At 70.1% G+C, this 18,577-nt stretch carries 12 protein-coding genes; 7 read left to right on the top strand and 5 right to left on the bottom strand.

Features of this window, described 5'->3' with window-relative positions; all coding sequences use genetic code 11:
* The first annotated feature begins 23 nt into the window (after positions 1 to 23).
* From ACX9GQ_RS19670 to hflX, 6 genes are all read left to right on the top strand, one after another.
* Positions 24 to 2,363: a ComEC/Rec2 family competence protein gene (locus ACX9GQ_RS19670; RefSeq protein WP_459631287.1), complete on the top strand. Its 2,340-nt coding sequence runs from the start codon at positions 24 to 26 to the stop codon at positions 2,361 to 2,363.
* A 128-nt stretch (positions 2,364 to 2,491) separates the two neighbouring features.
* Positions 2,492 to 4,762: a sensor histidine kinase NtrY-like gene (locus ACX9GQ_RS19665; protein ID WP_459631286.1), complete on the top strand. Its 2,271-nt coding sequence runs from the start codon at positions 2,492 to 2,494 to the stop codon at positions 4,760 to 4,762.
* Positions 4,763 to 4,805: 43 nt separating this feature from the next.
* The gene (gene ntrX, locus ACX9GQ_RS19660; protein WP_459631285.1) at positions 4,806 to 6,173 is read left to right on the top strand and encodes a nitrogen assimilation response regulator NtrX; all 1,368 of its coding nucleotides are present in this window, start codon (positions 4,806 to 4,808) and stop codon (positions 6,171 to 6,173) included.
* A 50-nt stretch (positions 6,174 to 6,223) separates the two neighbouring features.
* The gene (locus ACX9GQ_RS19655) at positions 6,224 to 7,102 is read left to right on the top strand and encodes a D-amino-acid transaminase (RefSeq protein ID WP_459631284.1); all 879 of its coding nucleotides are present in this window, start codon (positions 6,224 to 6,226) and stop codon (positions 7,100 to 7,102) included.
* A 169-nt stretch (positions 7,103 to 7,271) separates the two neighbouring features.
* Complete coding sequence (gene hfq / locus ACX9GQ_RS19650) at positions 7,272 to 7,532, top strand: RNA chaperone Hfq (RefSeq protein ID WP_459631283.1); 261 nt, start codon at positions 7,272 to 7,274, stop codon at positions 7,530 to 7,532.
* A gap of 24 nt (positions 7,533 to 7,556) precedes the next feature.
* Positions 7,557 to 8,954 carry a GTPase HflX gene (gene hflX, locus ACX9GQ_RS19645; RefSeq protein WP_459631282.1) on the top strand — a complete coding sequence of 466 codons (1,398 nt, stop codon included), beginning with the start codon at positions 7,557 to 7,559 and terminating at the stop codon, positions 8,952 to 8,954.
* A gap of 6 nt (positions 8,955 to 8,960) precedes the next feature.
* Here hflX and mazG read toward each other — a convergent pair whose 3' ends face one another.
* Both mazG and ACX9GQ_RS19635 read right to left on the bottom strand, forming a co-directional pair.
* Positions 8,961 to 9,782: a nucleoside triphosphate pyrophosphohydrolase gene (mazG, locus tag ACX9GQ_RS19640; protein WP_459631342.1), complete on the bottom strand. Its 822-nt coding sequence runs from the start codon at positions 9,780 to 9,782 to the stop codon at positions 8,961 to 8,963.
* 69 nt (positions 9,783 to 9,851) lie between these two features.
* Positions 9,852 to 10,256, bottom strand: a complete 405-nt coding sequence (locus ACX9GQ_RS19635) for a DUF3775 domain-containing protein (RefSeq protein ID WP_459631281.1) — start codon at positions 10,254 to 10,256, stop codon at positions 9,852 to 9,854.
* Positions 10,257 to 10,408: 152 nt separating this feature from the next.
* Between ACX9GQ_RS19635 and ACX9GQ_RS19630 the strand changes: the two genes are divergently transcribed.
* On the top strand, positions 10,409 to 10,750 hold the full coding sequence (locus ACX9GQ_RS19630; RefSeq protein ID WP_459631280.1) for a hypothetical protein: 342 nt from the start codon (positions 10,409 to 10,411) through the stop codon (positions 10,748 to 10,750).
* Between the two features lie 162 nt (positions 10,751 to 10,912).
* On the opposite strand, the gene ACX9GQ_RS19625 is transcribed toward ACX9GQ_RS19630, so the two are convergent.
* The 3 genes from ACX9GQ_RS19625 to ACX9GQ_RS19615 all read right to left on the bottom strand — a co-directional run bounded on the left by ACX9GQ_RS19625 (position 10,913) and on the right by ACX9GQ_RS19615 (position 18,482).
* Positions 10,913 to 11,641, bottom strand: a complete 729-nt coding sequence (locus ACX9GQ_RS19625) for a PRC-barrel domain-containing protein (RefSeq protein ID WP_459631279.1) — start codon at positions 11,639 to 11,641, stop codon at positions 10,913 to 10,915.
* A gap of 151 nt (positions 11,642 to 11,792) precedes the next feature.
* A complete protein-coding gene (gene sugE, locus ACX9GQ_RS19620; RefSeq protein WP_459631278.1) occupies positions 11,793 to 12,107 on the bottom strand; it encodes a quaternary ammonium compound efflux SMR transporter SugE in 315 nt (104 codons plus the stop codon).
* A 54-nt stretch (positions 12,108 to 12,161) separates the two neighbouring features.
* Positions 12,162 to 18,482 carry a DUF5801 repeats-in-toxin domain-containing protein gene (locus ACX9GQ_RS19615; RefSeq protein WP_459631277.1) on the bottom strand — a complete coding sequence of 2,107 codons (6,321 nt, stop codon included), beginning with the start codon at positions 18,480 to 18,482 and terminating at the stop codon, positions 12,162 to 12,164.
* Positions 18,483 to 18,577: the final 95 nt, after the last annotated feature.

Here is an 18,577-nt window from a genome sequence, read left to right as displayed (position 1 = left end):
GCGGGCGAGGTTAAGGGCGCCCGATGACTGCTGCCGACCCGCCACCGGACACCGGCAGCCCCGCGACAGGTCGCTCGCCGGCGGCCGCGCGCGCTTTGCCATGGCCCCATCTTCGTGCCGCCGCCGGATCTCCGAACGATCGTCTGTCCGCCGGGCGCGAGTTCGTCTCCGCCTGCGTGCGGAGGGAGGTCGAGGGACGCCGGCCGTTCCTCTGGCTCCCCGTCGCGGTGATCCTCGGCATCCTGCTCTACTTCTCAGCGGATTCCGAACCTTCTCTCGCGCTGTCATCGGGGCTTGCCGCCGGGGCTGGAGGCCTGTCGCTGGTGCTGCGGTCCCGGCCGGTGGCCATGGGCCTCGCGGCAGGCGCCGCCGCCGTGTTTGCCGGAATGACGGCGGGGGGCTGGCGCACCGCCGGCGTGGCGGCGCCCGTCCTCGTTCGTGCGAGCTACGGCACGCTCTCGGGCACCATCGAGACGGCGGAGGCGCGCGTCGGCACGGCGCGACTTGTCCTGCGCGTCCACCGCTTCGCCGACCTCCCGCCGGAGGCGACGCCCTACCGCGTGCGGATCACGCTTCCGTCCCTTGGTGGGCTCCATGCGGGGGATTTCGTGTCGACGCAGGCCCGGCTCATCCCGCCGCCCCCCGCCTCCCGGCCCGGCGGCTACGACTTTGCCCGCGAGGCCTGGTTCCAGCGGCTCGGCGCGGTGGGGTCGGCCAGTGGTCCGGTGTTGCTGGCGCCGGCCCCGGCGCTCCTCCCGTTGGAACTGAGGTTCACGGCGGCCGTCGACCGGGCGCGGAACGCCCTGACGGAGAGGATCGTCGCCGTCATCGGCGGGCCGGCCGGCGCGGTCGCGGCCTCGCTGGTGACCGGCAAGCGCGGGCTGATCCCCGAACCCGTCAACGACGTCCTGAGGGCCGCCGGCATCTACCACGTGGTTTCGATCTCCGGACTCCACATGGTCCTGGCGGCGGGCATGGTCTTCTGGTTCGTCCGCGCCCTGGGAGCCGCCATCCCGGCAGTGGCGCTGACGTGGCCTCTGCGCAAGATCGCCGCCGCCGCGGCCATCGTCGCGGGGGCCGGCTACAACGTCTTTGCCGGCGCCGAGATCGCCACGCAGCGCGCGCTGGTCATGACGGCGGCCTTGTTCGGGGCGATGCTCGTCGATCGCACGCCCTTCTCGATGCGCAGCCTCGCGATCGCGGCACTGGTGGTGATGGCCCTCGAGCCGGAGAGCGTCCTGGGCCCGAGCTTCCAGATGTCCTTCGCCGCCGTCGCCGCGCTCATCGCCCTGTACGAGAAGACGCAGGCCGGCGATCCCCTCGCGGAAGGAGCCCCTGTCCCGGGTCGACCGGTCAACTCCGGCCCCCGAGACGGTCCGCCGATGTCCCTCCCGGCTCGCGGGCTTCGGTGGCTGCGCCGGATCCTGGTCGGTACGGTCGGCGCGACGCTCGTGGCCGAGGCGGCCACGGCCCCGTTCGGGCTCTATCATTTCCAGCGCTATTCCGCCTTCGGACTGTTCGGCAACGCGCTGACGCTGCCCCTCGTCTCCTTCGTCGTCATGCCGATGGCAGTTCTGGGTGCGATCACCTACCCGCTGGGGCTCGACGCTCCGTTCTGGATCGCCATGGGCTGGGGCGTGGATGCCATGCTCTCGCTGTCGGCTTGGGTGGCGTCATGGCCCGGCGCGACGGGCGTCGTGCCGGCCTTCGGTCCGGGCACGCTGCTGCTTCTGTGCTGCGGGGGGCTGCTGGTCGTCCTGTGGACATCCCCCCTTCGCTGGCTGGGCCTCTTGCCCTTCACGGCCGGGATCGTGCTCGCGGCGACACCGCAGCGCCCCTTGGTCCTCGTGGCCCCCGACGGCCGTTCGGCCATGGTCCGGACGAAGGAGGGGAGCCTCGCGCTGGTCGGCAAGTCACCGGGGGCGTTCGTCATCGAGCAATGGCTTCGTGCGGACGGCGACGCGCGGACTGCCGCGGATCCGGGCCTCGGCAGCCGAGCCCGCTGCGATGTCCTCGGCTGCGTCGGGCGGCTCCGGGATGGCCGTGCGCTGTCGGTCGTGCTGGGGGCCGGTGCGTTCGTCGAGGACTGCCGGAACGCGGCAGTCGTCGTGACGGCGCTCACCGCGCCTTCCTGGTGCGCCGGTCCCACGGTGCTGGACCGGCAACGGCTGGCCCACACGGGCGCGGTGGTCCTGCTGGAGGAGCCGGGAGGCACGTGGCGGTTCGTCACGGCGCGCTCGCCTTTGGCCTCGCGCGGCTGGCATCCCCCGCCGCCGGCCCTCCGACCCGCTGCGGTTCCTCCCCGGGAGGCGGCGGCGCCCGGCCCGGACGATCCGGGGGATCCCGAGGACGAGGATCCGTGATCCGGATCGGATCTCCATCGACAGAGGTGTTGCATCCGCGCCTCAATTCAGCCTTGTTTGCGTAGGGTTGTTGCAACACTGTTGCTTCGCTGCCGCAGCCCTCGTGGCAACGCAGGCCAGAAGGATTCATGACAGCGGTCCAGCCGTCCGTCCCGACCCCCGTAAGCGATAGCGGCGCGATCCCGCGCGGCGCGTCGCGCCTGTGGGGCTATGTCGGCGGCGTCGTGGTGGCCCTGGCGCTGCTGTCGGCGCTGGGAACGTTCCTGGTGCTCGCCGGCATGTTGCCGGTTCCGCCCACGCATCAGCTCGTGCTCGGGCTTTTCGTTGCCAACGCGGCCCTCATCCTGATCCTGATCGGGCTGGTGGCCCGGGAGGGGTGGGCGCTCGTGCGCGCACGGCGTGCGGGGATGGCGGCTGCGCGCCTGCATGTCGGCATCGTCGGCCGGTTCGCCTTCGTTGCCGTGCTGCCCGCGGTCCTCGTGGCCGGCCTCGGGTGGATGACGCTGGAGCGCTCGCTGGATGCCCAGTCGAACCGCCGGGTCAGCGAACTGCTGACGACGTCCGTGGAGGTGGCCCAGGCCTACCGCGAGTTGCAGTGCCGCACGGTCGGCCGCGAGACGAGCCTCATGGCGGCCGATGTCGGCCGCGCCCGCTTCGCCCTGCAGCAGAACCGCGACTTCTTCCGCGACTTCATGCGCTCGCGCGCGATGTTCCTCGGTTTCCCGGTGGCGCTCCTGATCAAGAGCGACCTGAGCGTGGTGGAGCGGATCGAGATCCAGCCCATGGAGGGCCTGATCCTTCCCACCGCCGAGGACCTGACCGAGGCCGGCGAGACGGGAGCCTGCCTCGTTCCGCCGCAGGGGCGGACCATCCGCGGCGTCATCAAGGTTCCCGGGTTCGACGACACCTACCTGATGGTGGCCCGCACCATCGACCCCAAGGCCCTGGAGTTCCCCACGCAGGCCGAGGGCGCGGCGCTCTACTTCCGCACCCTGGCCGAGCGCAAGTTCGAGGTGCAGGTCGCCTTCGCCAGCATGTACGCGCTGATCTCGCTCATCCTGCTGCTGTCGGCCATCTGGCTCGGGCTGGGCTTCGCCAACCGCTTCGTCGCGCCCATCCGGCGGCTCATCCACGCGACCGACCAGGTCGCGTCCGGCAACTTTTACGTGCAGGTGCCTTCGCGCAAGGACGAGGGCGACCTCGGGCACCTCGCCGAGACGTTCAACAAGATGACGTCCGAGCTGCGCCAGCAGACGGACCGCCTCACCGCCGCGCGCGACCTGATCGACCGCCGCCGGCGGTTCACGGAGGCGGTGCTCTCCGGCGTGTCCGCCGGGGTCATCTCCGTCGATTCTCGCGGCCGCATGACCGTGATCAACCCGTCGGCCGAGCGGCTCCTCCACATCTCCCGCGAGAAATGGCTCGGCAAGCCGCTGCAGGAGGCGTTCCCGGAACTCGCCGAGGTGCTGGCGGACAGGCAGACGGACCGCCTGCGCGGCGCACAGGGCCATGTCTCGGTCAACCGCGGGGGGCAGGACCGCATGCTCACGGTCCGGGTCACGGCCGAGCAGGCGGCCGAGGACGAGCGCGGCCTCATCATCACGCTCGACGACATCACGGATCTCGTCTCCGCGCAGCGCACCGCCGCCTGGGCCGACGTCGCGCGCCGCATCGCCCACGAGATCAAGAACCCGCTGACGCCGATCCAGCTGTCGGCCGAGCGCATCCGCCGCAAGTACGGCAAGGTGATCACCACCGACCGCGAGGTCTTCGACCAGTGCACCGACACGATCGTGCGGCAGGTCGACGACATCAAGCGCATGGTCGACGAGTTCTCGTCCTTCGCAAGGATGCCGAAGCCCCAGCCCGACGACGACGACCTTGCTGCGGTCGTCCGGCAGGTCCTGTTCCTCATGCGGGTCGGCCACCCCGACATCGTCTTCGACGAGGACATCCCCGAGGCCCGCATGGTGGCGCGCTTCGATCGCCGGCTGGTCAGCCAGGCCGTCACGAACATCGTCAAGAACGCCGCGGAGTCCGTCGGAGCCGTGCCGGAGGACGAACGGGGGCAGGGGCGCATCGTCGTGTCGATCAAGCGGATCGACGGGCGCCTCGTCATCGACGTGTCCGACAACGGCAAGGGCTTCCCGGCCGAGCACCGCCAGCGGTTGCTGGAGCCCTACATGACGACCCGCGAGGGTGGCACCGGCCTCGGCCTCGCCATCGTCGGCAAGATCATGGAGGAGCACGGCGGCGGCATCGAGCTCCTCGACAATCCCGAGGTTCCCCGCGGCGCCCTCGTGCGCCTGTGGATGCCGGAGGGTGGGGCTTCGGCCGAAGGCGAGACCACCCCTGCGCAGCGGACGACCAAGACCCCCGCCGCGGTGACCGGATCATGAGGACAAACCCGTTGAGCGCACGACACGAACGGAGACGCCCGGAATGAGCGCCGACATCCTGATCGTCGACGACGAAGCCGACATCCGCGAGCTGGTCGCAGGCATCCTCGACGACGAGGGCTACCGCTGCCGCACCGCGGCCAACTCGGACGAGGCGCTCGGAGCGATCGAGGCCCGCCGCCCGCAGCTCGTCTTTCTGGACATCTGGATCCAGGGCAGCCGTCTCGACGGCCTGCAGCTCCTCGACATCATCAAGGAGCAGCACCCGGACCTGCCTGTCGTGATGATCTCCGGCCACGGCAACATCGAGACGGCCGTCTCCGCCATCAAGCGGGGCGCCTACGACTTCATCGAGAAGCCGTTCAAGGCCGACCGGCTGGTGCTCGTCGCCGAGCGGGCACTGGAGGCCTCGCGGCTGAAGCGCGAGGTGAAGGAACTCAGGGTCAAGGCCCAGCAGGGCAGCCGGATCGTCGGGCATTCGCAGGCGTCGAACCAGCTGCGCCAGACGCTGGAGCGTGTCGCGGCCACCAACGCCCGCGTCATGATCTCGGGCGCCCCGGGCTCCGGCAAGGAACTCGCGGCGCGCACGATCCACGGCCTGTCGAACCGATCCTCGGGGCCCTTCGTCGCCATCAACGCGGCGACCATCACCCCCGAGAACATGGAGATCGAACTCTTCGGCGTGGAGGGCGGGGACGGCCGCACGCGCAAGGTCGGCGCGCTCGAGGAGGCGCACGGGGGAACGCTGTATCTCGACGAGGTGGCGGACATGCCCCGGGAGACGCAGGGCAAGATCCTGCGCGTTCTCGTCGAGCAGAACTTCCAGCGCGTGGGCGGAACCATGCGCGTGCATGTGGACGTGCGCGTCATCTCGTCGACGGCGCGCGACCTCGCGGCGGAGATCGGGGCGGGTCGGTTCCGCGAGGACCTGCTGCACCGCCTCAGCGTCGTGCCGATCCGCGTGCCGAGCCTCGCCGAGCGGCGCGAGGATATTCCGGAACTGATCGGCTACTTCATGGACCAGATATCGGCCTCGACGGGGCTGCCGAAGCGCGTCATCGCCGATGACGCGCTGGCCGTCCTGCAGTCGCATGACTGGCCGGGCAACATCCGCCAGTTGCGCAACAACATCGAGCGCCTGCTGATCCTGGCCGAAGGGGACCCTTCGACCGAGGTCACGGCCGACCTCCTCCCGTCGGAGGTGGGGTCGCTGGTGCCCTCGACGCCGAACGGAGCGGGCGGCGAGAAGCTGATGTCGCTCGCGCTGCGCGAGGCCCGCGAGATCTTCGAGCGGGAGTACCTCACGGCGCAGATCAACCGCTTCGGCGGCAATATCTCGCGGACGGCCGAGTTCATCGGCATGGAGCGCTCGGCGCTCCATCGCAAGCTGAAGTCGCTCGGGATCGGCTGAGACGTCGGCGCGCAGCCGCGCGCCGCGGGGGGTGGAATGAGCAGGCACGCATGAGCAGGATCGCCTACGTCAACGGACGCTACGTTCCCCATCGGGACGCGATGGTGCACATCGAGGATCGCGGCTACCAGTTTGCCGACGCGGTGTACGAGGTCTGCGAGGTCACGGGCGGCCGGTTGGTCGACGAGACCCGCCATCTCGACCGGCTCGACCGGTCCCTCCGCGAACTCATGATCCCGTCGCCCATGAGCCGTCGCGCACTGTCGACGGTGCTGCACGAGACGGTCAGCCGCAACCGCGTGCGGGAGGGCTTCATCTACCTGCAGGTCTCCCGCGGGGTCGCCCGCCGCGACCACTTCCTGCCGATGCCGCCGCCAGCTCCCGCGGTGGTGGTGACGGCGCGCTCCGTCAACCGGGAGGCGGCGGAGGCGAGCGCGCGGGCCGGCATCGCCGTGGTGACGACGCCTGACATTCGCTGGGGACGTCCGGACATCAAGACCGTCCAGCTCCTGCCGAACACGCTCGCCAAGCAAAAGGCGCGCGAGGCCGGCGCGAAGGAGGTCTGGTTCGTCGACCGCGACGGCAACGTGACCGAGGGCGGTTCCACCAACGCGTGGATCGTCACGAGGGACGGCCGCCTCGTCACGCGGCAGGCCGATCACAGCATCCTGCATGGCGTGACGCGGGCGGGTGTGCTGGACCTCGTGAAGCGCCGGAACCTCACGGTGGAGCAGAGGCCCTTCTCCGTGGCGGAGGCGCAGGACGCGGCGGAGGCCTTCATCACATCCGCGTCCAACCCCGTGACGCCGGTCGTCAGGATCGACGGACTGCCCGTGGGCGACGGTTCCCCCGGCCCCGTCGCCATGGCGCTGCGGGCCGCGTTCCACGAGGTGACAGAAGTCTCCCGTCCGTTTAATCATGTCGGATAAGAGGCGGGTCCGACCCGCCGCCGGAATGACCTGCTTTCGTCGGCAGGCGGGCCGTAGCGCAGGTCGAGGGCGCTTCGGCGTGACCTGCGGGGCAAGGCAGGCGTTTCGGAACACGTTCAACGAGCCGTAGAATCGGACGGCTGGTCAACTTGGGCTGAGGGGCAAGACCATGGCGGCGGAGCGAAACCAGAACTTGCAGGACACGTTTCTGAACCATGTCCGCAAGAACAAGATCCCGCTCACGATCTTTCTGGTGAACGGCGTGAAGCTGCAGGGTGTCGTGACCTGGTTCGACAACTTCTGCGTGCTGCTGCGCCGCGACGGACATTCCCAGCTGGTCTACAAGCACGCGATTTCCACCATCATGCCGGGCCACCCGGTCTCGCTCTTCGAGCCGGGCGAAGAGGGCGGACCCGTCGCCAAGGACTGAGCCTTTCGGCTCTGAAGGACAGCATTGACAGGACCCCGCGTCCCCCGTGACCCGCCGGAAAAGCGGGTCGTCGACGTCGAGAAGGCCATTGCCTCCGGGACGCGGACGCTCGTCGTCGGTCCCTATCCGTCGGCGCGCCGTCGCCCGGGAGATGCCGAGGCAGCCGGCCCCGTGAACCTGCGGGCGGCGGATGCCCGGCTGGAGGAGGCTGTCGGCCTCGCCGCCGCCATCGACCTCGCCGTCGAGGCCGCGCTGCCCGTGACCGTCGCGTCGCCGCGTCCGGCGACCTATCTCGGCAAGGGCAAGGTCGAGGAGATCGCCGGCCGCATCAAGGCTGACGAGATCAACCTCGTGATGATGGACTGCGCCCTGTCGCCGGTACAGCAGCGCAACCTCGAGAAGGCGTGGGGCTGCAAGGTCATCGACCGGACCGGGTTGATCCTCGAGATCTTCGGGCGCCGCGCCCGGACCCGCGAAGGCACGCTGCAGGTCGAGCTGGCGCATCTCGCCTACCAGAAGAGCCGGCTCGTGCGGTCCTGGACCCATCTCGAACGCCAGCGCGGCGGCTTCGGCTTCCTCGGCGGCCCCGGCGAGACGCAGATCGAGGCCGATCGCCGGCTCATCCAGGAACGGATGGTGCGCATCGAACGGGAGCTCGAGAGCGTCAAGCGCACGCGCTCGTTGCATCGTGAGAGTCGGCGCAAGGTGCCATACCCGGTCGTCGCGCTGGTCGGCTACACGAACGCCGGCAAGTCGACGCTGTTCAATCGCCTGACGCGGGCCGGCGTCTTCGCCGAGAACCTGCTCTTCGCGACGCTCGATCCCACGGCGCGCGTGGTGAAGCTGCCGCACGGCGCGCCGGTGATCCTCTCCGACACCGTGGGCTTCATCTCCGACCTGCCGACGATGCTGGTCGCGGCCTTCCGGGCCACGCTGGAGGACGTCATCGCCGCGGACGTGATCCTGCACGTGCGCGACGTGTCGCACGGCGACACCGAGGCCCAGTCGGCCGACGTCGTCTCGATCCTGCGCGACCTCGGCGTCGATCCCGACGATCACCGGCGCATCGTCGAGGTCTGGAACAAGCTGGATGCGCTCGCGGACGGCGAGCGGGAACGGCTCACGGGGCTGCTCGCGCACCGCCACGCCGCCGAACGGCCGGTGCTGGTGTCGGCGCTGACCGGGGAGGGGATCGACGTCCTCAAGGCCGCCATCGAGGACAGGCTCGCCGCCGAACGGCCGGTGTTCCACATCTCCGTCGAGACGGGAGACGGTGCGGGACTGCACTGGCTCTACAGCGAGGCCGAGGTCCTCGACCGGCGGGATGATGACGAGGGCCGGGTGCAGGTCGCGGTCCGGGTAGCCCCCGAGAAGGAGCCTCGCCTCCTGCGCCGGTTCCCGTCCGCCCGCCGGATGCGCTGAGGTTCTTCAGGTCTCGGTCTTCGCCCTCGTCCAGAGCGCGTCCATTTCGGCGAGCGTCGCCCCCGCCGGTGAGCGGCCCTCTTTTTCGAGCTCACGCTCGATGAAGGCAAAGCGGCGCTGGAACTTCGCGTTGGTGCCGCGGAGCGCCGCCTCGGGATCCACGCCGAGGTGCCGGGCAAGGTTCGCGACCACGAAGAGGAGGTCGCCGACTTCGCCGGCAACGGCCTCCCGGTCCCCAGCCGCAAGCGCCTCTTCGATCTCGGCCGTCTCCTCGTGAAGCTTCGCGACCACCAGGCGTGCGTCGTTCCAGTCGAATCCCACCTTCGAGGCCTTCTCCTGCAGCTTCACCGCCCGGGTGAGGGCAGGCATGCCGTCCGGAACGCCCGACAGCACGCCGCCGGCGGCATCGTCGGGCAGGCCGGCAGCGGCCCGGGCCGCGCGCCGTTCGGCCTTCTCGCGCGCCTTGATCTCCCCCCAGAGACCCTTCACCGCCTCCGGCGAGAGGTTCCGCGCCTCGCCGAAGACGTGCGGATGGCGGCGGATGAGCTTTTCGGTGATGGCCCGGACAACGTCGGGGAACGCGAAGCGCCCGTCCTCTTCCGCGAGACGCGCATGAAACACCACCTGCAGCAGCAGGTCGCCGAGCTCGTCCCGCAGGTCGACGAAATCACCGCGCTCGATGGCGTCGGCAACCTCGTAGGCCTCCTCGATGGTGTAGGGGGCGATCGACGCGAAATCCTGCTCGAGATCCCAGGGGCAGCCGGTCCCCGGCGTGCGGAGGGCCGCCATGATCGCGATGAGGTCGCGGATGTCGTCCGACGCGCGCAGGGTGGCGGGAGAGGGAGGGGGCGAGGTGTTGTCGGGCATGGCGGCGCGACCCTAGCACGCCCGCGCGGCTCACACTCCCGCGCCACCGTCCTCGTCCACACAGGAGAGATCGAAGGCGGCAAGCCCCTCGTCGAGCAGGTCGGGCAGGTTCGGGATGCCGATGAGGTAGTCCGGCACGGGCGGCCCGATGCGCTCGCGCGCCTGACGCAGCGCCGCGCCCCACTCCTGCCGGTCGAAGTCGCCGCGGCCGATCCAGACGAGGGCGACGAGATTGACTTGCTCGTCCTCGTTGAGCCCGCTCAGGAACGCGCGCAACTCGTCCTCGATCGCGTCGTCCGGCGACGTCTCCAGCACGTCGGCGTAGCCGTCGTCCGACGGGTTCGACCCGCTTTCGGGATCGCTCGCCGCCTCCTTCACGTCAAAGCGCCGTGCCTGCCGGATGAGGGCGCAGACCTTGTCGAGGGCGATGTCCATGGGCGTCTCCGAGGCGGGATGCCCATCCAACGTGGGCGGGAGGGGCGCCGTTCCCGTGCCCATGAGCATCGTCCCCGTTGCCGCGGGTCATGCCGAACCATTGGCGCCACGCCGCGTTGAAGCCCACTCGTGGACAACACGGAGAGCGAAAAATGTCGAACATCATCAAGGCGTTGGCTGTTGCCGGCGCGATCATGGCCGCGCCGCTTGCGGCGCAGGCCCAGCAGAGCACGGTCACGGGCGCCGTCGGCGGTGCCGCCACCGGCGCCATCGTCGGCGGGCCGGTCGGCGCGGCGGTTGGCGGCGTCGTCGGCGCCACGGCAGGCGCGGCGGCGGATGCCGCGTCACGGCCCCATACCCGCGTGATCGAGAACCAGCCGGTCGTGGTGGAGCGTCCCGGCGTCGTCGTCACGGAACCGGCGCCGACGGTGTCGCAACGCACCTGCGTCCGCGACAGCGTTGGCAACACCACCTGCCAGGAAGTCACTCGATGAACTGACCCGGGCCTCACCCGGATGAAATTCCACGGAAGGGCGGGGTCGAACCCCGCCCTTCTTGCTGTGCGAACCATGGTCGGAACGCACGAAGAAGCCCCGTCCTGCGCAGGACGGGGCTTCCATGCGGTGTCGTCAGGACTGGTCGGCGACCGTGATGGCTTACTGCTTCGAGCCAGCCGAGTTCATCTGCTCGCCGTACCGGTAGGACGGCGCGTTCTGCAGGTCCTGCTTCGTCATGCGCAGCACGCCGTAGCTCGGGTAGTCGTAGCGCGACGCGCCGGCCCTCACGGTAGAGCCCGTGATCTCGGTGTTGCTGCGGTTGGCCGTGTTGGCCGCCGTGTTCGGGGCCGGATTCGCCGCCGTGTTCGCCGTCGCATTCGGGTTGGCGGGTGCGCCGGCGGTCGTGTTGTTGGTGGCCATCGTGCTGGAACCGGTCGCCGGGCGCGCGCTGGAAACGCTGGCGTCGCTGCGGTCGCCGGTCATCCACTCGACCTGCTCGAAGGGCAGGGCAACGAGCTTCTCGCCGATGCCGAGGAAGCCTCCGACGCCGATGACCACCGCCTCGACCTTGCCGTTGCGGTCGAGGATCACGTCGTCGACGTCACCGATCTTCTCGTTGTTGGCGCCGTAGACGTCGACGCCCTCGAACTTCGAGGCACGCCACTGATCCTGCTCCATGGCCGTGAAGAAACGGGCGTTGCCCTGGGTCGACTGCATGTTCGTCACGCCGGCTCCCGTCGCGGGCGCAGCACCGGTTGCGGGCTGCTGGACCGTGGAGGGTGACGAGGGGGCCGATGACGGCGGGTTGGTGTTTCCGGACTGGGCGAAGGCGGGCGTGGCGAGGAGCGCCGCCGCCACCGCGCTGGCCGTCAGGGTGGACTTGCGCATGGTCTCTCTCCCGATGCTGAAGGGCGCGCGCTGGGCGCGGGCCCGGACAACGGGCAGGCAGGCCTTTGGTTCGGCTCTGGTCGCGATTTTGGGCGGATGTGGGCCTCCGGCTTGCGCGAAGTCGGGCCGCGTTTCGCGTCGCGTGGTGCGCTCAGCCGGCGAACTTCAGCCCGAGGATCCCCGCGACGATGAGGCCGATGCAGGCGATCCGCGCGACAGACGCCGTCTCGCCGAGCAGGAGGATGCCGAGGATCGCGGTGCCCACGGCGCCAACGCCCGTCCACACCGCGTAGGCCGTGCCGACAGGCAAAGTCTTGAGCGCGAGGCCAAGCAATCCAAGGCTGGCGACCATGCTCGCCACCGTGAGCAGGGTCGGCACCAGCCGCGTGAACCCGTGCGTGTACTTGAGGCCGATGGCCCAGCCCACCTCGAAGAGGCCCGCCAGCAGCAGCATCCCCCAGGCCATGTCGCTTTGTCCTCCATCCCGGCCACGGCCCGCGGCCGGGATGGCGACGGTCGATCAGCCGTTGTTGATCGTCGCCGCGTGGACGACGTGGTCATGATCCTCGTAGACGATCTGGATCGCCGGGGGCACCCCGCCGCCCGAAGCCTGCACCGTCGCGACGTCCACGAAGGTCGCCCCGCCTGCAGCGCCGTCGACGTCCACGGCGAGCACCCCGCCGGTCATCTTCACGTACTGTCCGATGTCCGCCTCGTTGCCGGGGCCTTCGAAGAGCGCCGACAGGTCGATCCGGTCCCCGGCGCCGTAGTCGGCAATCAGGTCCTTGGCGTCGAGCGTGTTGAGCACGAACACGTCGTTGCCCGCCCCGCCGGTCATCGTGTCGGCTCCGAGGTCGCCGATCAGGATGTCGTCGCCGTCGCCGCCCGTCAGCCAGTCGGTACCAGCCCCGCCAAGCAGTCGGTCGTTTCCGAAGTCGCCGACGAGCGAGTCGTTGCCGTCGCCGCCGGAGAGGCTGTCGTTGCCCGTTCCGCCGAGGAGGGTGTCGTTGCCGCCGCCGCCGAGCAGCGTGTCGTGGCCGTCGAGGCCCGAGATCGAGTCGTTGCCGCCTCGCCCGTCGAAGTAGTTGGCCTTCCCGGAACTGCCGCTGTTGCCCGTGAGGGTATCGCCGCCGCTGCCGCCGATGACGCCCTCGATGTCGGTGAGACGATCCCCGGCCGACATGCCTGCGCCGCCCACGCTCACCGAGGAGCCCGGCGAGCCCAGGTTGATCGTCATGCCCGCGCTGCCGTCCGCCGAGTAGTCGACGATATCCAGCGCGCCGGTGCCGCCATTCATCGAGTCGTTGCCGGAGCCGCCGAAGAGCACGTGGTCACCCGCGCCGGCGACAAGGGAGTCGCCCGCATTCGGGGCGCTGCCGCCGAAGGTCACGTCGAGCGTCGCGGTGATCGTGTCGCCATCGTGGTCATGCGCCGTCACGTCGAACGCCGCGACGAGGTCGGCCGGCACCAGCGACTTCACGATGCTGAAGTTCTGCACCCGGGCACCGCCACGGTCGAAGTCGAACCCGATCGAAATCGCCGTGAAGTCCGCGGGGGGATCGATGAAGACCGAGGTCGTGCCGGGGGTGAGCGTCAGGTTGTTGACCGTCCCCGTCTGCGTGCCGGACGGACCCGTCGCCTCCCAGTACAGCGACACCTTGCTCGCGTTACCGACGTAGGCTCCGAGCTCGAACCGAACGGCGCCGATGGGGCCGGTGTTGGACGACAGCTTGAATCCGTCTTCGTCCTGGACGACGGCGCTGCCGACGCCGAACCCGTTGCTGGTGCCGTTCAGGCGGTCGCCGCCGTTGCTGGAGTTCGGGTTCGTGAAGATCTGCTCGTCGTCGTCAGGATCCTTGTTGTACTTCAGTCCGTCCCACGTGACGCTCCCGTCCGGCGACGTGAGGGTGTTCACCGGCTGGTTGTTGCCCGTCGCCGGCACCGTCACCGAGGTCTCGACGACGGGACGGGTCCGGTCGAGCTGCAGCGTGTAGGTGCCGTCCTTGTTCACGGTGATGCTGAAGAAGGGCTGGCTGCCGGCCGTCGTCGCCACGACCCGGTTGGCGAAGCCGTCGCCGTCCGTGTCGCTGTAGGCATAGCTGACGCCGTTGATCGCCGTCTTCGCCGCAATGGTGAAGCCTGCGAGGCCATCGGCCCCGAACTGTCCGTCGTAGAGGCCGGTGACGGTGCCGGTGGAGTTCGCGACGACCGCGTCCATGATCGAGAAGGACGAGGGCGCGTCGTCGAGCAGGCGGATGATCGAGCCCACGTCCACCGACGCCGAACCCGTGTCTCCATCCGCGTCCGTCGCGGTCACCGTGAGCGTGAGCGCACCGGCGGCGAGGCCGCCAGCGGTGGGTTCGTTCTGCTGGGACGGATCCGGCTGCTCGACGGCGCGGAACTGGGTGAGAGTCAGAGTGCCGGCTGCCGCATCGACCGCGATCGAGAAGGCGAGGGCTCCGGAGAGCGTCCCGACGCGCCCCTGGACGAGGCTGTCGCTGACCTTGACCAGCACGATGTCCTGGTCGGTCAGGGAGTCCTTGTATCCCGAGGAGCCGCCCGCCGCCGCGAAGGCGTAGGAGCGGGCCGGCGCGCCGGCCGTCTCGTCGGCACCGATGGCGCCGCCCGCGGTCATGAGGCTCGACAGCGAAACCGTCCGGGCGCCGAGCGCCCCGCCGACCGGATCGACCTCGCCGGGAACGACGGCGTCGTCGGTCTCGTCGATGGTCAGCAGTGCTCCCCCGACAAGCGCCAGGGACACGGCGGGAACGTCGTCTTCGACGGTGATGACAAAGGCGCCGGGGAGGGCCGTCACGGGATCGCCATCGGCGTCCGCGCCGCGAATGAGGCTCGAGAGGTCGATGCCGGCGACAGTCCCGCCGCCCACCGTCTGCAGCATCGCGTTCTCGCCGCCGCCGGGCACGTGGTCGAGCTGGTCGCGGAGATCGAAGGTCCAGGAGCCGTCGGCCGCCACCGTGAGGGTGAAGACGACGCGCGTCGCGTCTCCGCCGAGGGGGACGAAGGCCGTCAGCGTGTTGCCGCTGACCGCATACTGGACCTCGGCACCCTGCGAGAGCAGCCGGGGCAGGCCGGAGGTGTCGGAGCCGAGGCTGATCGCGAGAGACTCGTCGGCGCCCACCGAGAACAGCGCCGTCAGGCTGCCCGCGGCGCCCGATGCCTCGTCCTGCGTGTTGTCGTCGCCGGCGTCCTTGTTGCCGGTCGAGTTGTCGGGGAAGCCCGGCTGGCCGGCGAGACCCGACATGCCGTCTTCCTCCACGCGAGCCGTGACGATCGACTGGGCCTGGGTGGTGAAGTTGACGCGGACGATCTGGTCGTTGAAGTCGCGGTCATCCGCGTTGCCGCCGTCGTCGAAGGCGAGGAAGAGCGTCTTCGTGCCGTTCTCCGACGCGGAGGCGAGCGCCTGCCAGGTGAGTTCGTTCACCGGGCGATCCGGCCCGACGGGGACGTCGGCGTCCGGCTCGAAGACCCCGTCGCCGTCGTCGACGTAGATGCGGACGTTCGTCTGCAAGCCCGGGTTGCCGTTGTTCAGGACGAAGAGGCTCTGTGACGTGTCGGCCGGGTTGTAGGCGAGAGTGGCGGTGGAACCGATGGTCTCGGCCACTGTCGCGCTGGCCAGCGCACCGGTGATGCCGACGGAGTTGAAGAAGCCCGATTCCTCGTAGACCGAGGTGAAGGTCGCGAGCGTGGAGAGCGCCGCGGGCAGCGCGACGGGAACGTCGTCCTGCACGGTGATCACGAAGGCCCCCCGAGCGCCGCGAACGCTGTCGCCGTCGTAGTCGGTGCCGGTGATCATCCCGGAGAAGTCGATGCCCGCGACAGAACCGCCGCCGACCGTCTGGAGGGCGGTGTTCTCGCCCGACCCGGGGACGTGGTCGAGCTGGTCCTTCAGGTCGAAGGTCCAGGCGCCGTTCGGCGACACCGTCAGCGTGAAGACCTCGCGGATGCCCCCGTCGCCGAGCGGGACATAGCCGGTGAGCGTGTTTCCGCTGACGGAGTACTGCACCTCGGCGCCCTGCGAGAGCAGCCGGGGCAGGCCGGCACCGGCCGTCGAGCTCGCGAGCGCGATGGTGAGGTCGTCGTCGGCGCCGACCGAGAAGAGGGCCCTGAGGCTGCCGGCGGGTCCGGACGCCTCGTCCTGGGTGACGCTGTCGCCGGCATCCTTGTTGCCGATCGAGCCGTCGGGGAAGCCGGGCTGGCCGGCGGGACCCGACATGCCGTCTTCCTCCACCATGGCGCTGACGAGCGGAGCGGCCGTCGGGGCCACGTCGACGCCGACGATCAGGTCGTTGAAGTCGCGGTCCTCGCCGGCGCCGCCGTCGTCGAAGGCGAGGAACACCTTCGAGGCGCCGTAGCCCGACGCGGCGGCGACGGCCTGCCAGGTGAGGTCGGAGACGGGGATGTCGGTGCCGACGACCGTGTCCGTGTTGCGGTCGAAGACGCCGTCGCCGTTGTCGACGAAGATCTGCACCCGCGTCGCCGACCCGGCCACGCCCGTGTCCAGGACGAAGCGGCCGCCGGTCGTGTCGGTGGGATCGATGGACACGCTCGCCGTGGATCCGACCGTCTCGGGCACGGTGCCGGACGCGCCGCCGTTGCCCGTCACGCCGAGGGTGTTGAAGTAGCCCGACTCCTCGTACACGGAGGTGAGCGTCGCCTGGTAGGCGGCGACGGGCACGGCGACGGGGATGTCGTCCTGCACGGCCACGACCACGGTGCCGTCGGCAAAGGTCGCGGCGTCCCGGTCGAAGTCGCTGAAGGTGATGAAGGCGGAGAGATCGATCGGCGTCGTCAGGGCGTTCTCGAATGCGCCCGAGGCCGGCGACGCATGATCGATCTGGTCGCTGAGGCGGAAGGTGAAGTCGCCGTCTGCTTCGAGGGTGAAGCGGAAGACCTCGCGGCCGCCGGCCGTGCCGACGATGGCGTTCCCGTCGGTGGAGGCGACGATCGTCTCCCCCTTGGAGGTGAGGGCGAGCGTCTGCGTGGCACCGGCGATCAGTGCGAAGGAAGCGCCCGACGCAACCTGGTCGGCGCCGATCGCCACGAGTCCGGAGAGCGAGCCCGTGACCTCGACGGCGCCGGATCCGGCGGTCTCGCCGGGGCGCAGGGGCGTGCCGTCAGGGTTGCCGACCGAGAGGGGACCCACGAGGCCGCTCTCGTCGACGTTGATGGTGATGGCGCCTTCGCCGACCTGGACGGGGATGTCGTCCAGCACGCGGATGAGGAAGGAACCCTCGCCCAGGGTCACGGTGTCGTTGTCGGAGTCGCTGGCCAGGACGAAGCCGGACAGGTCGAGCGACAGGGGCGTGGCGTTCTCGGAGTTGTCGCCCGTGAGGCCGTCGAGGGAGGGGTGGTCGAGCGGACCGAGCAGGGTGAAGGTGTAGGTTCCGGCCTTCGAAAGCGTCAGCGTGAAGACGTCGCGGGTGGTTTCCCCGTCCACGACGACACCCTTCAGCACGGTCCCGTCCGACACGACGAAGACCTGCGATCCTCCGGAGGTGATGCCCGGCAGTGCGACGGGCGATCCCGCCGGGATCGTCGCCAGCGCGAAGGCGGCACCGCCCGTGTCGGTCTTGTCCGCGCCCACGTTCACGAGGGCGAACAGGCTGCCCGTGGCCGTGGCGCCGACGCCGGTGACATCGTTCTCGCCCGGGCGGCCGGAATCGACGTTGCCCGTGGGCAGGGCGTCCTCGTCCACCGTTCCGGAGACGCGCCCCTCGCCGACGAGCACGGGAACGTCGTCGAGCACCTGGACGTCGATCGTCCCCGTGACGGGCTCCTCGCCTCCCGTCAGCACGATCTCGATCTGGCCGAGGTTGAAGCCGGTGGTGTCGGACGGGCCGCCGACGGGGTTGGGATCGGGCAGGCCGACGAGGACGGTGATCGTCGCCGTGAACGTCCCCGTCTGGCCGGGAGGCACCGGAGCGCCCTCGAGCGTGATCGTCACGGCGAGGGTTTCGCCGATGCGCCCCTCGATCAGGGTGTCGCTGACGCGGGTCCAGGTGATGTCGGTCCCGGGGATGCCGTTGGTGTTGCCGACGAGGCCCGCGATGGAGCCGAAGATCGCATTGGCGGTCTCCGACCCGGCCTGGACCGGAATTTCGATCGAGCGGACGGCCACCCCGCCATTGATGCCGGTGCCGCCGGGAACGGCCGACTGGTCGAGGACCGCTGCGCCCGACCCGATCCCGCCGCCGCCGAAGGACGGCGGAACGAGGGGCGGCAGCGCGAAGAGACCCACGATGTCGTCGTCGAGGGCAAGGGCGCCTTCACGCGGCGTCAGGCGGTCGAAGCCGAGCTCGGTGGGCGGCAGAAGGTCGCCGATGCCGAGGCCGGGGCCGATGCCGGGGAAGGGCTCGTCGTTGTTCAGGCCCGAGCTGTCGACCGGCTGGTCGCCTGCGGCCGGCTGGATGCCGTTGTCGAGGAAGGCGGCCTGCAGCGCCTCGCGCGGCACTTCCACGTCGCCGACGATCAGGTTGGGAACGTCGAACTCGGTGGCGGAGCCGGGGACCGGGCCCGTGCCCTCGAGCACGAGGACCTTGCCGTCGGGCTGGAGGAGCGCAAGGACGAGGCGACCGTCGATCTCGACGACGCGGATGGCGTCGAAGGCCGCGCCGGCGGGCAGTTCATAGGCCGCGAGGCCGAGGCCGGCGCCGAACGGAACGGGCTTCAGCAGCGTCACCATGTCCGCCGACGGGAGCGGGATCGTCTTGGGCGCCGTCGCGGGAGCCGGGGTCTGTCCGGGGAGCTGCGCCTGCGCGAGGACGAGGCGCGGGGCGGCGGCGGTGACGTGGCCGGCAGCTTCGGTTCCATCGAGACGCATGTCGGTCAATCCTTCCAGGGTGCTGCGCGGATCGCGCGAACACGCGGTAAAGTTGTTTCAAATGCAACCTAACCGCGGCGGTGCCGCCCGCAATG

It is taken from the genome of Alsobacter sp. R-9 (assembly GCF_054612375.1).
This window is presented reverse-complemented; position numbering and strand designations above follow the sequence as displayed.